14 protein-coding genes and 3 pseudogenes are annotated in these 15,067 nt (G+C 43.3%); 9 read left to right on the top strand and 8 right to left on the bottom strand.

What is annotated here, in order from left to right:
• Positions 1 to 54 precede the first annotated feature (54 nt).
• From ABLT31_RS26215 to ABLT31_RS26205, 3 genes are read left to right on the top strand one after another with little or no spacing between them, the layout of a single operon-like run.
• Positions 55 to 1,980, top strand: coding sequence for a transporter substrate-binding domain-containing protein (locus ABLT31_RS26215; RefSeq protein ID WP_367757370.1), 1,926 nt, complete (start codon positions 55 to 57; stop codon positions 1,978 to 1,980).
• Complete coding sequence (locus ABLT31_RS26210) at positions 1,958 to 3,322, top strand: sigma-54-dependent transcriptional regulator (protein ID WP_367757368.1); 1,365 nt, start codon at positions 1,958 to 1,960, stop codon at positions 3,320 to 3,322. Before ABLT31_RS26215 ends, ABLT31_RS26210 begins: the two co-directional genes overlap by 23 nt.
• Entirely contained in the window at positions 3,319 to 4,305 is a 987-nt protein-coding gene (locus ABLT31_RS26205; RefSeq protein WP_367757366.1) for a TAXI family TRAP transporter solute-binding subunit, read from the top strand. The genes ABLT31_RS26210 and ABLT31_RS26205 overlap by 4 nt, the downstream gene beginning before the upstream one ends.
• Positions 4,306 to 4,540: 235 nt before the next feature.
• Here ABLT31_RS26205 and ABLT31_RS26200 read toward each other — a convergent pair whose 3' ends face one another.
• The 3 genes and pseudogenes from ABLT31_RS26200 to ABLT31_RS26190 form a co-directional block, all read right to left on the bottom strand.
• Positions 4,541 to 4,801 (bottom strand): hypothetical protein, encoded by a 261-nt coding sequence (locus ABLT31_RS26200; protein ID WP_367757364.1) that lies wholly within the window; start codon positions 4,799 to 4,801, stop codon positions 4,541 to 4,543.
• Between the two features lie 81 nt (positions 4,802 to 4,882).
• The gene (locus ABLT31_RS26195) at positions 4,883 to 6,538 is read right to left on the bottom strand and encodes a SpoIID/LytB domain-containing protein (protein WP_367757362.1); all 1,656 of its coding nucleotides are present in this window, start codon (positions 6,536 to 6,538) and stop codon (positions 4,883 to 4,885) included.
• A gap of 212 nt (positions 6,539 to 6,750) precedes the next feature.
• Positions 6,751 to 7,119, bottom strand: a pseudogene (locus ABLT31_RS26190) (Dps family protein); the annotation flags it as partial.
• 93 nt (positions 7,120 to 7,212) lie between these two features.
• Between ABLT31_RS26190 and ABLT31_RS26185 the strand changes: the two are divergent.
• Positions 7,213 to 7,404: a hypothetical protein gene (locus ABLT31_RS26185; protein ID WP_367757359.1), complete on the top strand. Its 192-nt coding sequence runs from the start codon at positions 7,213 to 7,215 to the stop codon at positions 7,402 to 7,404.
• Positions 7,405 to 7,494: 90 nt separating this feature from the next.
• On the opposite strand, the gene ABLT31_RS26180 is transcribed toward ABLT31_RS26185, so the two are convergent.
• Positions 7,495 to 8,271, bottom strand: a complete 777-nt coding sequence (locus ABLT31_RS26180; RefSeq protein WP_367757357.1) for a C40 family peptidase — start codon at positions 8,269 to 8,271, stop codon at positions 7,495 to 7,497.
• A 117-nt stretch (positions 8,272 to 8,388) separates the two neighbouring features.
• Between ABLT31_RS26180 and ABLT31_RS26175 the strand changes: the two genes are divergently transcribed.
• The 3 genes and pseudogenes from ABLT31_RS26175 (at position 8,389) to ABLT31_RS26165 (ending at position 11,398) form a co-directional block, all read left to right on the top strand.
• Entirely contained in the window at positions 8,389 to 8,967 is a 579-nt protein-coding gene (locus ABLT31_RS26175; protein ID WP_367757355.1) for a PAS domain S-box protein, read from the top strand.
• A pseudogene (locus tag ABLT31_RS26170) lies at positions 8,891 to 9,076 on the top strand (ATP-binding protein); the annotation flags it as partial. The gene ABLT31_RS26175 and the pseudogene ABLT31_RS26170, both read left to right, overlap by 77 nt.
• A 123-nt stretch (positions 9,077 to 9,199) precedes the next feature.
• Positions 9,200 to 11,398 (top strand): PAS domain S-box protein, encoded by a 2,199-nt coding sequence (locus tag ABLT31_RS26165; protein ID WP_367757351.1) that lies wholly within the window; start codon positions 9,200 to 9,202, stop codon positions 11,396 to 11,398.
• Positions 11,399 to 12,246: 848 nt separating this feature from the next.
• On the opposite strand, the pseudogene ABLT31_RS26160 reads toward ABLT31_RS26165, so the two are convergent.
• From ABLT31_RS26160 to ABLT31_RS26145, 4 genes and pseudogenes are all read right to left on the bottom strand, one after another.
• Positions 12,247 to 12,351: pseudogene (locus ABLT31_RS26160) on the bottom strand (DUF3231 family protein); the annotation flags it as partial.
• A gap of 323 nt (positions 12,352 to 12,674) precedes the next feature.
• Positions 12,675 to 12,776 carry a YjcZ family sporulation protein gene (locus ABLT31_RS26155; RefSeq protein ID WP_367757349.1) on the bottom strand — a complete coding sequence of 34 codons (102 nt, stop codon included), beginning with the start codon at positions 12,774 to 12,776 and terminating at the stop codon, positions 12,675 to 12,677.
• A gap of 169 nt (positions 12,777 to 12,945) precedes the next feature.
• Positions 12,946 to 13,038, bottom strand: coding sequence for a YjcZ family sporulation protein (locus ABLT31_RS26150; RefSeq protein ID WP_367757347.1), 93 nt, complete (start codon positions 13,036 to 13,038; stop codon positions 12,946 to 12,948).
• 290 nt (positions 13,039 to 13,328) lie between these two features.
• A complete protein-coding gene (locus ABLT31_RS26145) occupies positions 13,329 to 13,421 on the bottom strand; it encodes a YjcZ family sporulation protein (protein ID WP_367757345.1) in 93 nt (30 codons plus the stop codon).
• Between the two features lie 249 nt (positions 13,422 to 13,670).
• Here ABLT31_RS26145 and ABLT31_RS26140 point away from each other — a divergent pair, with 249 nt between their 5' ends.
• Positions 13,671 to 13,796: a hypothetical protein gene (locus ABLT31_RS26140; protein WP_367757343.1), complete on the top strand. Its 126-nt coding sequence runs from the start codon at positions 13,671 to 13,673 to the stop codon at positions 13,794 to 13,796.
• A gap of 260 nt (positions 13,797 to 14,056) precedes the next feature.
• Positions 14,057 to 14,884, top strand: coding sequence for a histidinol-phosphatase (locus tag ABLT31_RS26135; protein WP_367757341.1), 828 nt, complete (start codon positions 14,057 to 14,059; stop codon positions 14,882 to 14,884).
• Positions 14,885 to 15,067: the final 183 nt, after the last annotated feature.

Below are 15,067 nucleotides of genomic sequence, written 5' to 3'. Positions count from 1 at the left end.
ACAGTGAAGAGATCCCCTCTGGTGCAAGATAAACCATTTGGACAGGAGGCCGATATGAGAAAGTGTTTTCTTCTTATGATTCTGCTTTTTCTCTTGATCGGCGAGAAAGGGTACGCTGAAGAATGGAAAAGGGTGAAGGTAGGCTTTGATCGGGATCTTCCGCCTTTTTCTTTTCTAGATGAGAACGGGAATCCCCAAGGCTATAATATAGATTTAGCACATCGTATTGCTAGGGAATTGAAGTGGCAGTTGGAGTTTTTTCCTCTTGATGGAGATCAGTTTGTAAACCATTTGGAACAAGGTTATGTGGATGTCATTTTGGGAATGAAGTACCGGGGCTCTTACGAGAATAAGCTAGACTTCTCCGATTCCATTTTTACGATGTCAGAAGCGCTGGTTGTACCTAAAGAAGACAAAATGATATACGATCTAACGGATTTGAAAGGACGGGTAGCAGCGGTTCAAAGGGGATCCCTTGCCAGAGAGATCCTGGACAATGTGAGGAGGGTCAAGGTGAATGTAACTTCAAGCCAACCTTATGCGATGCAGATGCTTTTTCTCGGGCGGGCAGATGCTTTTATCGGAAACCGCTGGACCGCACAATATGTATTGGAACAAAAGCAAGTCGCAGAGGCTTACGAAATTCGCCTAAGCTTTATCCAACCGACTGAATATTCGTTTGCCGTACGCGAAGGAAATTTGGAACTGCTCACCTCCATTAATCAAAGCTTGAGAGAGCTGAAGCAGAAGAAGGAATATCGATCGGTTTACAATTATTGGTTTGAGCCGTATAACTCCCAAGCCATTTGGTGGCAAAGAGCAGCGTGGGTATTAGGATCGGTCTCAATCTTAGCCATCCTGCTGATCTCTTTGGTCACGATTTGGAACAAACGGTTGAAGAACGAAGTAGCCAAACAAACAAAGGTGCTTACTCATTACTTGGCTTTTCAGCGTGAAGTGCTGGAGCGGATTGATAATGGGATTCTCTCTTGTGACAAGGATCGCAAGGTTACCCTCATGAATCGCCGAGCGAATGAAATACTAGGAATGGATGAAGATGCAACGGGATTTTCGATTGACTCCAGCCCCCTACTCAAAGAAATCTCAAGCTTATTGGATCGGACCGATCCCGGACAGGGACAAAGCGGCGAAATAACTTGGAGTCATGCTTCTGGAAGCCAATTTATCTATTATTATGTTGCCGCTCTGGAGGATGGGTCAGGAGGATGGATTATCAGCTTGCAAGATCGAACAGAACAAATTCAGCTGCAAGAAAAATTAAGGATTCAGGAAAAGCTTCGCGCACTGGGCCAGCTTGTTGCGGGGATTGCCCATGAGCTGCGCAATCCGTTGACTTCGATGAAAATGTTTATTGATGTCCTGCCGAAAAAAGTGGAGGATCCTCGCTTTCGTGAAGAGCTGATAAAGCATGTCCCGGCAGAAATGAATCGGGTCAATAATCTTGTAGAAGATTTATTGGATTATACGAGGCGCAAAGAGCCCGTCAAGGAATGGATCCAGTGGGAGGACCTGTTATCTTCCATTATCCGTTCCTTTAAAATGGGCACGCATCAAGAAGAGATTGATTTTCAGATTGACTTAGACCAAAGCCCATATGTCTATGGGGACCGGCAACGGGTCAGGCAGGTGCTTATCAATTTGATTTCCAATGCCGTCGATGCTCTTAAAGACCAGCCTATCAAGCAAATTTCGATCCTTTCGCGAGAAGATAAGGATGAGAGCTACCTTGTGGTGTCGGATACAGGAATCGGAATGACCAAGGCTCAGGTGGAGAATATCTTTCAGCCCTTTTACACAACCAAAGGAAATGGGGTGGGACTAGGTCTCTATATTAGCTATAATATTATGTTGGAACATGAAGGCGAGGTGGAGGTAGATTCCCAAGAGGGTTCGGGAACCACTATCACTTTAAGATTCCCGAAGGAGGGAAGAGCTAATGAACATCCTGGTCATAGATGATGAACAAGCCATCTGTTCGTCCATACGATTTGCCCTTGAAGATGATTACGAGGTTTATACCGCAACAGATGGGGGGACGGGCCTCACCCTCTTAAGAGGAAATCATATCGATGCAGTCCTGCTTGATTTGCGGATAGGAAATGAAAATGGGTTGGATCTGATCCCAAAAATTAAAGAAATTCAAAGCGACGTGATCATTATTATGATGACGGCCTACGGTAATATAGAAACCACAGTTCGCGCAATGAAAGAAGGGGCATACCATTACCTCTCAAAGCCTTTGAATCTAGAGGAGCTAAAGCTCCTAATCGAAAAAGGCTTGCAATATAAACGACTGCATTCTGTTGTTCATCCCCAGATTGGCTATGCAGGAATCATCGCGCAAAGTACCAAAATGAAAAATCTCTTTGAGCTCATTCGCAAGGTTAAGGATATCGATTCCAATGTGCTGGTCACCGGGGAGAGCGGAACAGGCAAAGAATTGGTCGCCAAGGCCATTCATTACCAAGGGGCGAGAAAATCTGAGACTTTTTCGGTCATTAACTGTGCTGCTATACCAGAAAACCTGCTGGAAAGTGAGTTGTTCGGGTACGAAAAAGGGGCCTTTACCGGAGCTGTAGCCCGAAAAGCAGGGTTATTTGAGCAATCTAACCATGGGACTATCTTTCTAGACGAAATTGGCGAAATGCCGTTAAATTTACAGGCTAAAATATTACGGGTCATACAAGAACGGGAAGTTACTCCACTAGGCTCGGTACAAAGAAAAGAAGTGGATGTCCGGATTATCTCGGCAACCAACCGCGATCTGTTGGAGGAAGTGAAGAAAGGAAATTTCAGAGAAGACCTGTATTATCGCTTGAATGTGATTCCTGTGCATCTGCCGCCGCTAAGAGAACGCGTTGAAGACATTCCTTTAATGATCCAGCACTTTTTGGAGATGTATGCCTTGCGGATGAATCGAAAAGGTCTTTCCATGAGTCATCAGGCAAAGCACCTCCTATATAGTTATTCTTATCCCGGCAATGTGAGGGAGCTTTCCAATATTGTTGAATATGCCGTTGCCTTATCTGATGGAGAGATTTTGGAGGCTAAGGATCTTCCCGCCCAGTTTAATGCAGGCAGAGCAGAGAGTTTAGGAGCAGGCGGGGAAGGTGTGGAGGAAGGGATGTTCCTCCCTTCCGGACTTCTATTAGAAGAGGTGGAGAAAAGATATATTCTTCATACCCTGGAACAGTGCGCGGATCACCGAAAACGGACAGCGGATCAACTCGGCATCAGTGAAAGAGGGCTAAGGGATAAGCTGAAAAAATACAAGGAAGAGGACGGAGCGGCCGAGAGATGAGAAAATGGGGCTTTGTACTGATTGGCCTGTTTTTGCTGTCTTCATGCAATCAAACTCATCCTCAAAGTCCGCCAAGGCTGGAGGAAGAGGTCATTTCCATTGCCACAGGGGGACCGGAAGGCCCTTACGCTGCAATTGGTTTGGGGTTGATGAAGATTTATGAAAACGTATTTAGCCATCCTGCTTCGGTCCGTTCGACGGATGGCACCTTGGAAAATATCCGACTGCTAAGGGAAAAGAAAGCCGAGATGGCCTTTGCGATGGCCGATGCTGCTTCTTTTGCTTATATGGGGGAGAACTTCTTCCAAAAGCAAGGCCCTTACAAGGAATTGCGGGCGATGGCTGCACTGTACCCAAACTATGTTCAAGTGATCACGCTTTTTGGGAGTCCCATTGAAACCATACATGATCTCAAGGGAAAGCGGGTCGGAGTAGGCGCACTGCATAGCGGTGTAGAAGCAAACTCTAGGCTGCTTCTGGATGGACACGGCATTAGTTACGAGGATATCGAGCCGTATTACTTGTCTTATTCGGAAGCCATTGAACAGCTTCGGCAACGTACTATTGATGCGGCGTTTGTGACGTCGGGACTGCCCAACCCCTCTGTCCTGGAACTTATGAAGACCCATAGTGTGCGAATCATACCGATCCCAGTGAAGGAGGCAGAGGCCCTAGCCCATAAGTATCCCTTCTTCCAGATTTCGGAAATTCCGGCGGGAACCTATATGAACGGGGTATCGATACCGACGGTTGCCATTCAAAATATGATGCTCGTCCGTCACGATTTGCCGGAGGAAAAAGTCTACGAACTGACGAGGGTCCTCTTCGAAAATGTGCAGGAACTCAGCCGGTATCACCGGGCGGCCAAGGGCATTGAATTATCGTCTGCATGGACAAACTTACCGGTACCTTACCATCCTGGTGCGGAGAGGTACTATAAGGAGCAAAATCTATCAATAGTAGTGGAGGATGAAGAAGAGTGATGGTACCGTTGTTATTGGAGTCTAGGGTTTAAGGGCTGGAGACTAGGTATAATAGGAGATTTTCCGCTTATGTGCGGATCCCCCCAAAAAAACGAAAAGAGGCAGGAATCCCTGCCTCTTTTTTAGTATTAAAACTCCCCCAAGTTTTAAAACCGATACTACATTTGTTCTGCTGTCAGAATTATAACTTCGTTACATAATTTGGACAGCACGAGGAAAACTTGTTGACGCAGAGCTAAAGCTTGGCGTCATCCAAGTTTTCTAGCTCGATCAATTGCTGCTGATTCCATAGTTCATGGGAGCGCAATCGGATGAGCTGTAACGAGATCTGATGCATGACGGCATCAAAGTTTACGATAGGCAGCCGGATGGCTGTTCGATATGCCGTAACGGTGCTATAAAGCACACAGTTTGCTTCACCGTTAAAGATTTCTACTTCTTTATAAAATGGGTGTTCACACTGTACGAAAGCTTCAGAAACGTTTGCCAGTGTCATCCAATTCACTCCTCATGCCCTTTTGTTAAATATATATTAACATGGAGGCATCGAGGGAGGGTGTGAGGAAAATCACACGCGCTATCTGGTAATTTGCACAAAATTGTCTGGAACATATCCGGTGATGTTTCCTGTCTTGATTTGAAGCCAGCGATCCTTTTTACCAACGACTTGAACAGCCTGGCCGTTCTTCAGGGTAGCGTGGGGCTTCGCATTAAACGAAGGAGTGTTTCGGATGCCAACGAGCACGGTAGACTTAATCTTTCCCTGAATGACCGGACCCGCAGATCGGGAGGCCACAAGAAGCGGCTTAGGTGTAACCTTTGGCTTCACTTCCTTGGGTTTCGGTTTCGCTACAAGAGCTTTTGCTGTAGCAGGTGACGCAGGAGCCACTGGAGGGGTTGCCGGTACCTGTGCCGATGCCACAACAGCGGAGGAGACGGCTTTGCTTGCCTCGGATAGCGTGGTGCCAGGGTAGTAAAAGGAAAGAATGCTTTCCATGCTTAGTCCTTGATCGGCCATAGATTTGGCCCCATATTGGCTCATTCCCACTCCGTGCCCAAAGCCATTTCCGCTTACGGTGAATGTATCGCCGTTGTCTTGAATCGGATTCACGTAATAGCTTTTGATAATATGACTTCCTCCAAACATTCTGCGAAGCTCAACAAGGGTGAGGTCTGCTTTATCCAGTTGTTGCGCTTGAATTGTTCCTAGGCTGTCACGAGTCAAAAACTGAATGACGATACGAGCTTTCGTTTCTCTTCCTCCAACAGTTTTGACATTGGCCCATTCGATGACGGGGATGGAGGTAATCTTCATTTCCTTCCCAGCCCAGCCATTCTGCTGAAGCCAGCTTTTAATGGCATTCATTAGGGTTAAGTCTTTCTCTTTTGTGCTGGTCCACCATAGTTGCGGCTGGGATAAATCTAGCAAAGAAAGGTCGATTTGCTGCTTGGAGAAATTTACAGACCAAGGTTTTTTCGGATCGTAGGGGTCTTCTTTTGCTGTCAAATAATCCAGGGCTCCCCACAGGCTTCCGCTGGCTTCTGTCTTTCCTCCATTGCTTGAGGAGTATAAGGTTTCTACAAGTTCCCCCCGATAACTTAATACTTGGCCGCGCGTTTCTTCAGCGGCTTGGGTACTTGTGGCAAGGTTGTTATATCCCCCATATACCTGGAAGTTGATTGTATCATCGATCACTTGATGCTGGCGACGCATTGCATAGGTGCGAATAGCCACGGCTTGGGCTTTTAGCGCTTCCTTATTCCATGAGGCTGGCATCTCATTGGGGATCACGCCCTTCACATAATCTTCTATGGACAGGGTGTTTACAGGACGGATAGTTTTTCCATTCTGAAGAGAAAATGCCATGGATCCGAGGTACGGACGCTGATTAATCTTTAAGGTGAGTTGAGTGCTGCTTGGCTGCAAGCTGAAATTCGAATTTCCCGAGTATAAGGCTTGTCCGTTCTTATAGAGGGAAATTCCGTTGTTTTCTGCCTTCAATTCATAGGTTCCCTGGGGCAAGGTCAGAGAAGCGTCTTGCACAAGATAGTCACCGCCTAACTCCAGCGTCAATCGCGTGGGGTTGCCTACATACTTGACGAGTTTCACGGAGATGGCCGGTTCTGGGGAAGCTGAACTGGCGAAGGTAGTGGCCGGAAAAAGCAGGGATACGCAAAACAGTAGAGCGAAAGCCCATTTTCCTGCATGTGTTATGTAGATTTTTCTGAGCATGGTGTCCTCCTTTTCTAGTAATTTTCTATAGTTTTAGACGCAAGAAATGGATAGATGTTCCTCTCTAAGCGTCAAAAACTAGTAAAAAATAGGAATAATGCATATATGATAGATATCGGATGAAAGAATAAGAAAGTTTAGGGATTATTTTGTGGGGAAAATTAAAAAATGCGACAGATCTGAAAAGACCTGTCGCGCTTTTTTATGAATATTTATTTGCCTGAAAAGGCTCGCAGCATCCAAACATGCTTTTCTAAGCTGGAATAAATCGCAAGCAGCATATCTCCTGTTGTTTCGTCATTTTCTTGATCCGCAATCTCCATTCCATTTTTGAGTTCTCCAAGTAACTGAGAGAAGTCAGCGATAATGGATCGGACCATCTGTTCAGAGTTTTCTTGACCAGTAGCTTCCTCGACAGAGGAAAGTTCCAACGCTCCTTTCATCGTAGCTACAGGTTGGCCACCCAAAGCTAGCAAACGTTCCGCTAATTCATCAATATGCAAGGAGGCTTCATTATAAAATTCCTCAAACTTGGTATGCAAGGTAAAAAATTGAGGGCCTTTCACATACCAATGGAAATTTGACACTATTTTTGCTTGCTGGATCGCGGATAGGGGTCTTTATATTGACGTACTATAATAATAAGGTTCGCATTTGCTATAGGAGGATAGGAGATGTCAAAAGAAACGTTTAAAAATTTCATGGTCGATCTTACAAACTTATGCGACAAGTATCACTTGTGGGTGGAGGGCGAGAATATCCGAATAGAAGATGATAACGGAAATATGGTAGGTACGTTCATGGAGTATAATGATCAAAATGAAGTCTACACGGCTAAATTGATAGGCGAACCTGAGGAAGAATAAAGAACAGTGGAGGTCTGCTTGCAACTGGAATGCTCAAATTGCAATTTATCTATCCAATTAGATCGGTAAGAAAAAGCTGGAGGTAGACCTTCAGCTTTTTTTCTTATCGGTTTGGGGAGGGAGTACACTTCCTCCCATTACGAAGCGCCACTGATAATGCATACCTGGAATTTTATCGATGCGGACGCCGCCTGTTTTGGCACTTGCGGTATGAAGCATTTTACCGTTTCCTAAATAAATCCCGCAATGACCAATGGTTTGGTTTTTTACATCAATCGCCTTATATGCAGCTTTCTCAGGGCCTAGATAGGTCATAAAGAAAAGAAGATCCCCACGGCGCGCTTTTCTCAAATCCGTAAACTTTCGATGGGAATACAGCCGGATATATTGGGCTTGGCTTCTTGCGTCTTTAGGCAAGTCCATGCCTAGAGCTTGAAGAAACATCCATCTGGTGAAGTCAGAACAATCAAAGGTGGCAGGAGTGCTTCGATCCGAACCATACTCATAAGGGGTTGCCATATACAGCTTGCCAGTGGAGATCACATTTTCAATATACCCGCCCTTCATGGGTTGGACATTTGGATTAGGGAAAACGGGATGAATATTGTTATAGTCCCAATCAAAATGGTGCTGTACCCTAGGACCTTGAGAGGGAAAGCTTTGGACTTGATCCCTAGGTAAAACTTGCTCGATGCCAATATCCCCGATCTTGGCTAGCGGGTCGCTGTTTAAAATCTCTGGGTCATTCCCGCGGTTATCTGTAGGGTTTTCAGCAATAGAAGGGCTTTCTTGATGGATCCGAGGGGAGTCGTTGGTACAAGCAGTCAAAATCCATAGCATAAAAAGTAAATACATCCATTTTCTCATGACCAGCCTTCTTTCTACTCGTTGTACAAGTTGTAAAACCAGTTATAGAATGCCCAGAGACATCGCTTGTGTTACAAAAAGGAAAGAGAATTTTTAAACGCTAGAGCTATAAAAATTATGAGATGTCCGAAAAGCCTCTCGGGGATGTACAAGCTGGCATCGGAGAGTGAGGCGAAATATCGGTTAATCGCAGAAAATGCGCTTGATCTTATCGCTATCATGAATTGCCAAAAGAGGGTCACATTTATTTCTCCTTCCCATGAAGCGGTTTTGGGCTACCATCCGGAAGAGCTATTAGGAAGGGATCTTTCCTTCTTAATTCACCCGGATGACTTTGAGAGACTGAGATCAGGGATCAACGCGATGTTTCAGCATCAAACCTTCTCCACGCTTGAATATCGCAGTCAGCATAAGGATGGAAGCTGGGTGCACCTAGAGTCCCGATGCATGCCCGTGACAGGAGAAGATCAGCATATTGAACACCTGGTTATCGTCAGTCGGGATATAACGGAAAGGAAGCAAGCCGAAGAGCTTCTGCTGCGCTCGGAAAACCTATCGGTAGTGGGTGAGTTAGCCGCAGGTGTCGCCCACGAAATCCGCAATCCGTTAACCACGCCCACGTCTGGGAGAACCATTTTACACCCTAAAAGAGAAGGGCACAGGACTCGGTTTAATGATCTCCCAAAAAATTATTAAGGAGCATCAAGGGACGTTGCAAATCGAGAGTAAGGTAAGAGAAGGAACAAAGGTTGATACGGCTCCCTGCAGAAGGAGCAAAGAGGAAGGAACAGCCCCTGTAAGTTAAGGGGCTTTTTTTATTATGGTAATTTCTATACTATTAATGCGCTGAAGTACATATGGTTTAAAAGGAATATGGCAAGTCATTGTCCAATACTTAATGGGAAAATATGTGTAATTCGGAGGATCTATGATAAATAATCTAGATTTTGCAGAACATCAACTGTTTGCCCAAGCCTTCAAATATGCACCTATTGGAATGGCGTTATTATCCATTGAAGGGCATTGGTTGCACGTGAATTCATCACTAAGTCAAATTCTCGGTTATTCGGAATCAGAACTCGCTGAACTCACTTTTCAGGACATCACCCATCCTGATGATTTAAGCCGATCCATTCAGCTTAGGGAACGATTTTTATTTGAAGAGTTGAATACCTATCAAGTGGAGAAACGATATATTCATAAAAATGGGTTTGATGTCTGGATCTCTTTAACGCTATCCATCGTGAGGGATGAAAGCAAAAGACCTTTATTTTTCATGGCACAGTTCAGGGAAATGAGCAGTACGAAAGAAAGGGCTGGGGAGCTGATAGAGAAGGTAGAACAACTGGAGTCTTTTCTTGAAAATAGTGCAGACGCGATTTGGATGGTCGACTTAAATGATACGATTTTGGAAGTTAACCCTACCTTTGAAGAGATGTTTGGCTGGTCACAGAAAGAAATAAAAGGAAAAAAGCTTCCCATGATTCCTGACTTTCTCTGGGATGTCATGGACAAAATCCATCAAGGGATCAAAAGGGGAGAAACCGTGGTTGGCTTTGAAACCATCCGCAAGAGAAAAGACGGGTCATTGCTGGACGTGGAGGCCACGTTATCTCCGATCCGTGATCGTAAGGGAATCATTGTCGGGATGACAGGGATATGCCGTGATATCACGAGAAGAAAGCAGGCGGAAGAAGAACTGAAATCGAAAACCGAGCAGCTCGAGTCTTTTATTGAAAATAGTGCAGACGCGATCTGGATGGTTGATATAAACGATAAGATCATAAATGTCAATCCGACGTTCGAAAAGCTGTTTGGCTGGAAAGCCGGAGAGATAAAAGGGGAAAAATTGCCTTTGGTTCCTCCTTTTCTTCAAGAAGCCATGGACAAAATTCATCAAGGGATCAAAAGGGGAGAAACCGTGGTTGGCTTTGAAACCATCCGCCAGAGAAAAGATGGTACTTTACTGGATGTGGAGGCCACGTTATCTCCGATACGTAATCGTAAGGGGAACATTGTCGGTATGACAGGGATATGCCGTGACGTGACCCCAAGAAAGCGTGCGGAAGAGGAACTTAAAGCGAAGACCACGCAGCTCGAGTCTTTTATCGAGAACAATGCGGATGCTATACTTATTTTTAATAACGAAGGGACCGTAGAGAGGATCAATGCCACATTTGAAAAAACATTTGGGTACCCTAGGGAAGCTATCATGGGTATGGAATGGCAACATCTCCCCATTATTTCTGGGGAATACTTAGATGAGGCCCGGAGAATTTTCGAAGAGGCAGAGAATGGACAGTCGGTTGTCGGCTTAGAAATGATAGGGAAACAGATGAATGGGGAAAGTTTGAACCTGTTAGTTACGAGTTCGCCTATTCTCGACGGGAAAGGAATGCAAGATGGCTGGTCTGTTACGTTGAGGGATATTACCAATTGGAAGCAAGCTCAAGAACTTCTCCAAAACTCCGAGAAGTTGTCGGTGGCCGGGCAATTGGCTGCTGGAATCGCTCATGAGATCAGGAATCCGATGACTTCCATTAAAGGATTTATCGATTTGATGAAAGCTGGCTTTGGGGAAAAGAAGAAATATTTTGATATTATGTCGTCTGAAATTGAGCGAATTGAATTGATTCTCAGTGAACTTTTAATCCTAGCCAAACCGCAATCGATAAAATATGAGCGAAAAGACATCAGAGTCTTGTTAAGTCAGGTTTTAACCCTTTTAGATACCCAAGCGATCCTTAACAATGTTCAATTTGTGACCGAATTTAAGCCCGGTGTCACCCATATTTACTGTGATGAAAATCAACTGAAGCAGGTGTTTATCAACTTCGTCAAGAATTCCATTGAATCGATGCCAAATGGCGGGATCATTACGATCCAAGTTAATGGAAATAGCCAGGAAGAGATGTTGATTCGTCTTACTGACCAGGGCTGTGGTATCCCGAAGGAAGTACTTTCCAAGCTTGGGCAACCCTTCTATACAACAAAGGAAAAAGGCACAGGTTTAGGCTTTATGGTAAGTAAACAAATCATCGAAAATCATTCCGGTCAAATCCATGTGGAAAGCGAATTAGGCCAAGGAACAACGATTGAAATAAAGCTTCCCCTATGGTCCTCCTAATTGTCAGACCAGTCAAAAAAGCCTTGCGGTTAACCTTAACCTCAAGGCTTATGATTATCTATTCCTGACTAACTGATGAAGGTCCGGTGCTATCGGTATTTGTTCCAGCTATCCATGCTTTATCATGATGTTGGCCGTATCTTCTGCGAATAAAGCGATTTCCCCCGATAAGCGAGAATAAACACATTGGGTTTACATTGATTTAATAAATACAATCCAAATTATGAAATTATAATATTAAGTTATCAATAGTATAACTAAATGTTATATTATGTGCAGAAAAAGGAATTAACATAAATAAACCCTCTACTTAACATCTTGTAGAGGTTTTTTTATCGTTCCTTCATTCTTATGCTCCTTTATTTTTTGTGGTTCTTGCTGTAATTCAACGTGTCATTTAAACGCTTTGTTTTCTTCTCCATTAACTTTTGAGCAGTGGCACCGAACAGGAAATTTAGATTGAACATGTTTCATTCCTCCATTTTTTTATTCTCTCTTATGGTATACAGTATACCAGTTAATGATAATCAGTGTCAACTATGAAGTTGTGGAGACTGATGTCAATAAAATCGATTTCCGTTTAAAGGGCTGGCGGAAGGATTGGGGGATAACCGGAGTTTTTCCGCTTATCCTACTTTTTAATAGAAAAAGATCAAAATAAGCGGATTTTCTCCTGAATCTATTTGACATCTTACCTAGCAACCGAGGTGATGGTAACATACGCGCGATCATGTTCATTATGAAGAATATCCCGGACAAAAGATTATGCGATCACGTCCATGTCTAAATTAATCATCACGATCATAATCGGATCATGATGTGCCATTATGATGATAATCAGTTGCCTGTTACCGTTTAGTAAGGGCTTCTCGATCTATTGCTCGTGGCGGTTGTTCCATCCAACCGTGTTTCATCATGAGATATGCACCATCTTCGGCATAAAGTAGGATTTCAGGTAATAGCCTTGTTTAGTTGAGGAATTCAGCACAAATGCCAGGACAGACTTGGCCTCGCTATCTTCCGCCTTCGCCAAAAAGTATTTTAAGACACAAATGGCCATGCTGTTTGATACATATGTACTCTAAAGGGTTGTAATTTCAGCCGAGGTAAGCGGCCCTTTTTCTGTATCCAACATTGTCCCTCCATTCCAGACTGCCATCTGTTTATAGGTTTCCCAAGAAATAGGCAGGTAGTCATGGAACATGATCTCGAAATATAATAAAACCCCGATGAAGGGGGTTAGGGAGGAGACATGAAATGTCTCCTTGTGTACAAATTAGTATGCCCAACCTGTTTTAACAACGATGACAAGCAAGACGTAGAGAACTAGAATAAACGCGATACTGCTTCCATAAACTCCTGCACCACATGCACTCATTTATCATTCACTCCTTTTATCGAGTATACTCTATCATATGAGAAACCTAGGAAGATGTATGGGCCGTTGTCCTAGTCATTCGCGGAAGTTAGAAATCTTTATCTTACCATAAGTCTTATAGATAGCAAGGGCTATCGATTTAACGATCGATAGCCCTTGTTCGTTGGGTTTAGTATGCCCACCCTGTGTTTACAACAATGACAAGCAAGACATAGAGAACCAGAATAAACGCAATGCTACTTCCATAAACTCCTGCACTCATTATCATTCACTCCTTTTAACGAGGATACTTTATCATATGAGAAACGTGGGAAGATGTATGGGCCGCTGTCCTAGTCATTCGTAAGAATTGGAATTTTTTATAAATAAAAAGAAACGGTGGATGTTTTCACCGTTTCTTTTCGAAGGGCAAATCCATGAGCGTTTCTGGTTGGCTTGGAGGAGTAATATATAATATGTCAATAAAATGGAGTTGTCTTAGACAAATATGGATAATAATAAAAAAATGGAAAGGGCTGTAGACTTTTCTCCCAACAGCCCTTATTCATTAGATTAATATGCCCAACCTGTTTTGACAACAATGACAAGCAAGATATAAAGCACCAGAATAAACGCGATGCCACCACCGTATCCAACAGCGCTCATGTGATTCACTCCCTTCAACTGAGGATAATTTATCATATGTAAAAAGAAGGACAATGTTTGGGCGGGTGTTCTTTTAATAAGCCCAAATCAAATAGAAATGGATTGCAAACTATTTTTTTAAAAAAGAAGTGAATCAAAAAAACTATGGCAGATTTTCTTCCATACTAAAGTTTATTGGGATTACTTCACACTACAGAAGGACATCATAACCTTATCTTCAGTGGATGAATAAAAGGAGGTTTGGATATAATGTCTGATTGCTGTGTTTATTGTGGTGAGGAATTGTCTTTGTTTGAGAAAAACCGTAGCGAATGTTGGAATTGTCAGGATATTATGTCTGTAACCTATTCGGACGATCTGGAAGAACAGGAATAATGGATGATTTTTAGAAAAGCATTCATCGATTTATCAACCAAGAAAAAAGCAGGAGAATCCTGCTTTTTCCTTTATGCCTCGCTTAACTCTTTTTTAAGGAAGAGATGAGAATATGGTCTAATTCAGTTTCAGATTGAAAGTTAGGATGACTGATCGAGAGAGGGAAAAAGACCGGCGACCGTAGTTGAATAACTATGTATTTGTTGGAAAAAGTAATGTACAAACGAAAAGAAATGCTGAGGATAAAGAGGTAACCAAAGATGAGTGTTTCGCTTTCTAATCCAAAATTTGATTTACATACCCATCACGATCGATGTGGACACGCACGGGGAAAGATTCGCGATTATATTGAAGCAGCGATTGAGAAAGGCTTGAATATTATTGGGATAGCTGATCACTCGCCGTATTTCACAAGTAAGGAGGATCAACCTTTTCCCCACATCGCGATGGGGAAAAGTCAATTTCCTGAATACATAAATGAAGTGCTGCAGCTGAAACAATTGTATAGAGAAAAAATTGAAGTTCTGCTAGGGGTTGAGTCAGACTTTTTGCCGGAGCATGTAGAAAGTTATCGTAGGCATTATGATAGTTATCCGTTTGATTATATTATTGGGTCGGTTCATCATGTGGATGGAATCAATATATTTAAAAAAGATCGCTGGGACGGGCTTACGAAACAAGAAAAAATACGGACAAAAGAAACCTACTATAACCTGATTGATCAGTCAGCTCGAAGTGGAATGTTCCAAATCCTTGGTCATATTGATGCTATAAAGGGATTCTATCCTTCCTTTTCAGGGATCCAAACGGCAGCAGTCGAATATACATTAAAAGTGATTGGAGAATGCGATATAGCTATCGAGATCAATACATCCGGCAAAACCAAAGATGTGGGCGGCTGGTATCCATCGGATGATATTTTAGAGATTGCAAGACACTACGGGGTAAAAGTTACCTTTGGATCTGATGCCCATGATCCAGAACGAGTGGGGGACGAGTTTGACTTGGTTCGACAGCATCTCAAGGAAATTGGATTTTCTGAATGGGTATATTTTAAGCAGAAGAAGAGATGTTTTGTACCCCTATAAGGGATAAAAAGCACCTTGGTTCTAGGAGCCGTTTTGTTAACCGGTTGGAGTATTGGACTGGAAAGCACAGCTGAAATGGGGAGAGGTGAAAAGAAAGACGCAGTCCTTAAACAAGCAAAAGAGGGTGTCTTAAAATAGAGTCTAGGTGGATGCCAATTGAATAGTGGCAGAAACCAATGAATG

The organism is Ammoniphilus soli (genome assembly GCF_040813775.1).
The sequence above is the reverse complement of the archived record's forward strand: the minus strand, read 5'-3'. Positions and strand labels throughout refer to the sequence as shown.

Bases quoted from the DNA above. Each gene is read 5' to 3' on its own strand.
- ABLT31_RS26215 (WP_367757370.1), top strand. From the start codon at position 55: ATGAGAAAGTGTTTTCTTCTTATGATTCTGCTTTTTCTCTTGATCGGC.
- ABLT31_RS26210 (WP_367757368.1), top strand. From the start codon at position 1,958: ATGAACATCCTGGTCATAGATGATGAACAAGCCATCTGTTCGTCCATA.
- ABLT31_RS26205 (WP_367757366.1), top strand. From the start codon at position 3,319: ATGAGAAAATGGGGCTTTGTACTGATTGGCCTGTTTTTGCTGTCTTCA.
- ABLT31_RS26200 (WP_367757364.1), bottom strand. From the start codon at position 4,801: ATGACACTGGCAAACGTTTCTGAAGCTTTCGTACAGTGTGAACACCCA.
- ABLT31_RS26195 (WP_367757362.1), bottom strand. From the start codon at position 6,538: ATGCTCAGAAAAATCTACATAACACATGCAGGAAAATGGGCTTTCGCT.
- ABLT31_RS26185 (WP_367757359.1), top strand. From the start codon at position 7,213: ATGTCAAAAGAAACGTTTAAAAATTTCATGGTCGATCTTACAAACTTA.
- ABLT31_RS26180 (WP_367757357.1), bottom strand. From the start codon at position 8,271: ATGAGAAAATGGATGTATTTACTTTTTATGCTATGGATTTTGACTGCT.
- ABLT31_RS26175 (WP_367757355.1), top strand. From the start codon at position 8,389: ATGAGATGTCCGAAAAGCCTCTCGGGGATGTACAAGCTGGCATCGGAG.
- ABLT31_RS26165 (WP_367757351.1), top strand. From the start codon at position 9,200: ATGATAAATAATCTAGATTTTGCAGAACATCAACTGTTTGCCCAAGCC.
- ABLT31_RS26155 (WP_367757349.1), bottom strand. From the start codon at position 12,776: ATGAGTGCATGTGGTGCAGGAGTTTATGGAAGCAGTATCGCGTTTATT.
- ABLT31_RS26150 (WP_367757347.1), bottom strand. From the start codon at position 13,038: ATGAGTGCAGGAGTTTATGGAAGTAGCATTGCGTTTATTCTGGTTCTC.
- ABLT31_RS26145 (WP_367757345.1), bottom strand. From the start codon at position 13,421: ATGAGCGCTGTTGGATACGGTGGTGGCATCGCGTTTATTCTGGTGCTT.
- ABLT31_RS26140 (WP_367757343.1), top strand. From the start codon at position 13,671: ATGTCTGATTGCTGTGTTTATTGTGGTGAGGAATTGTCTTTGTTTGAG.
- ABLT31_RS26135 (WP_367757341.1), top strand. From the start codon at position 14,057: ATGAGTGTTTCGCTTTCTAATCCAAAATTTGATTTACATACCCATCAC.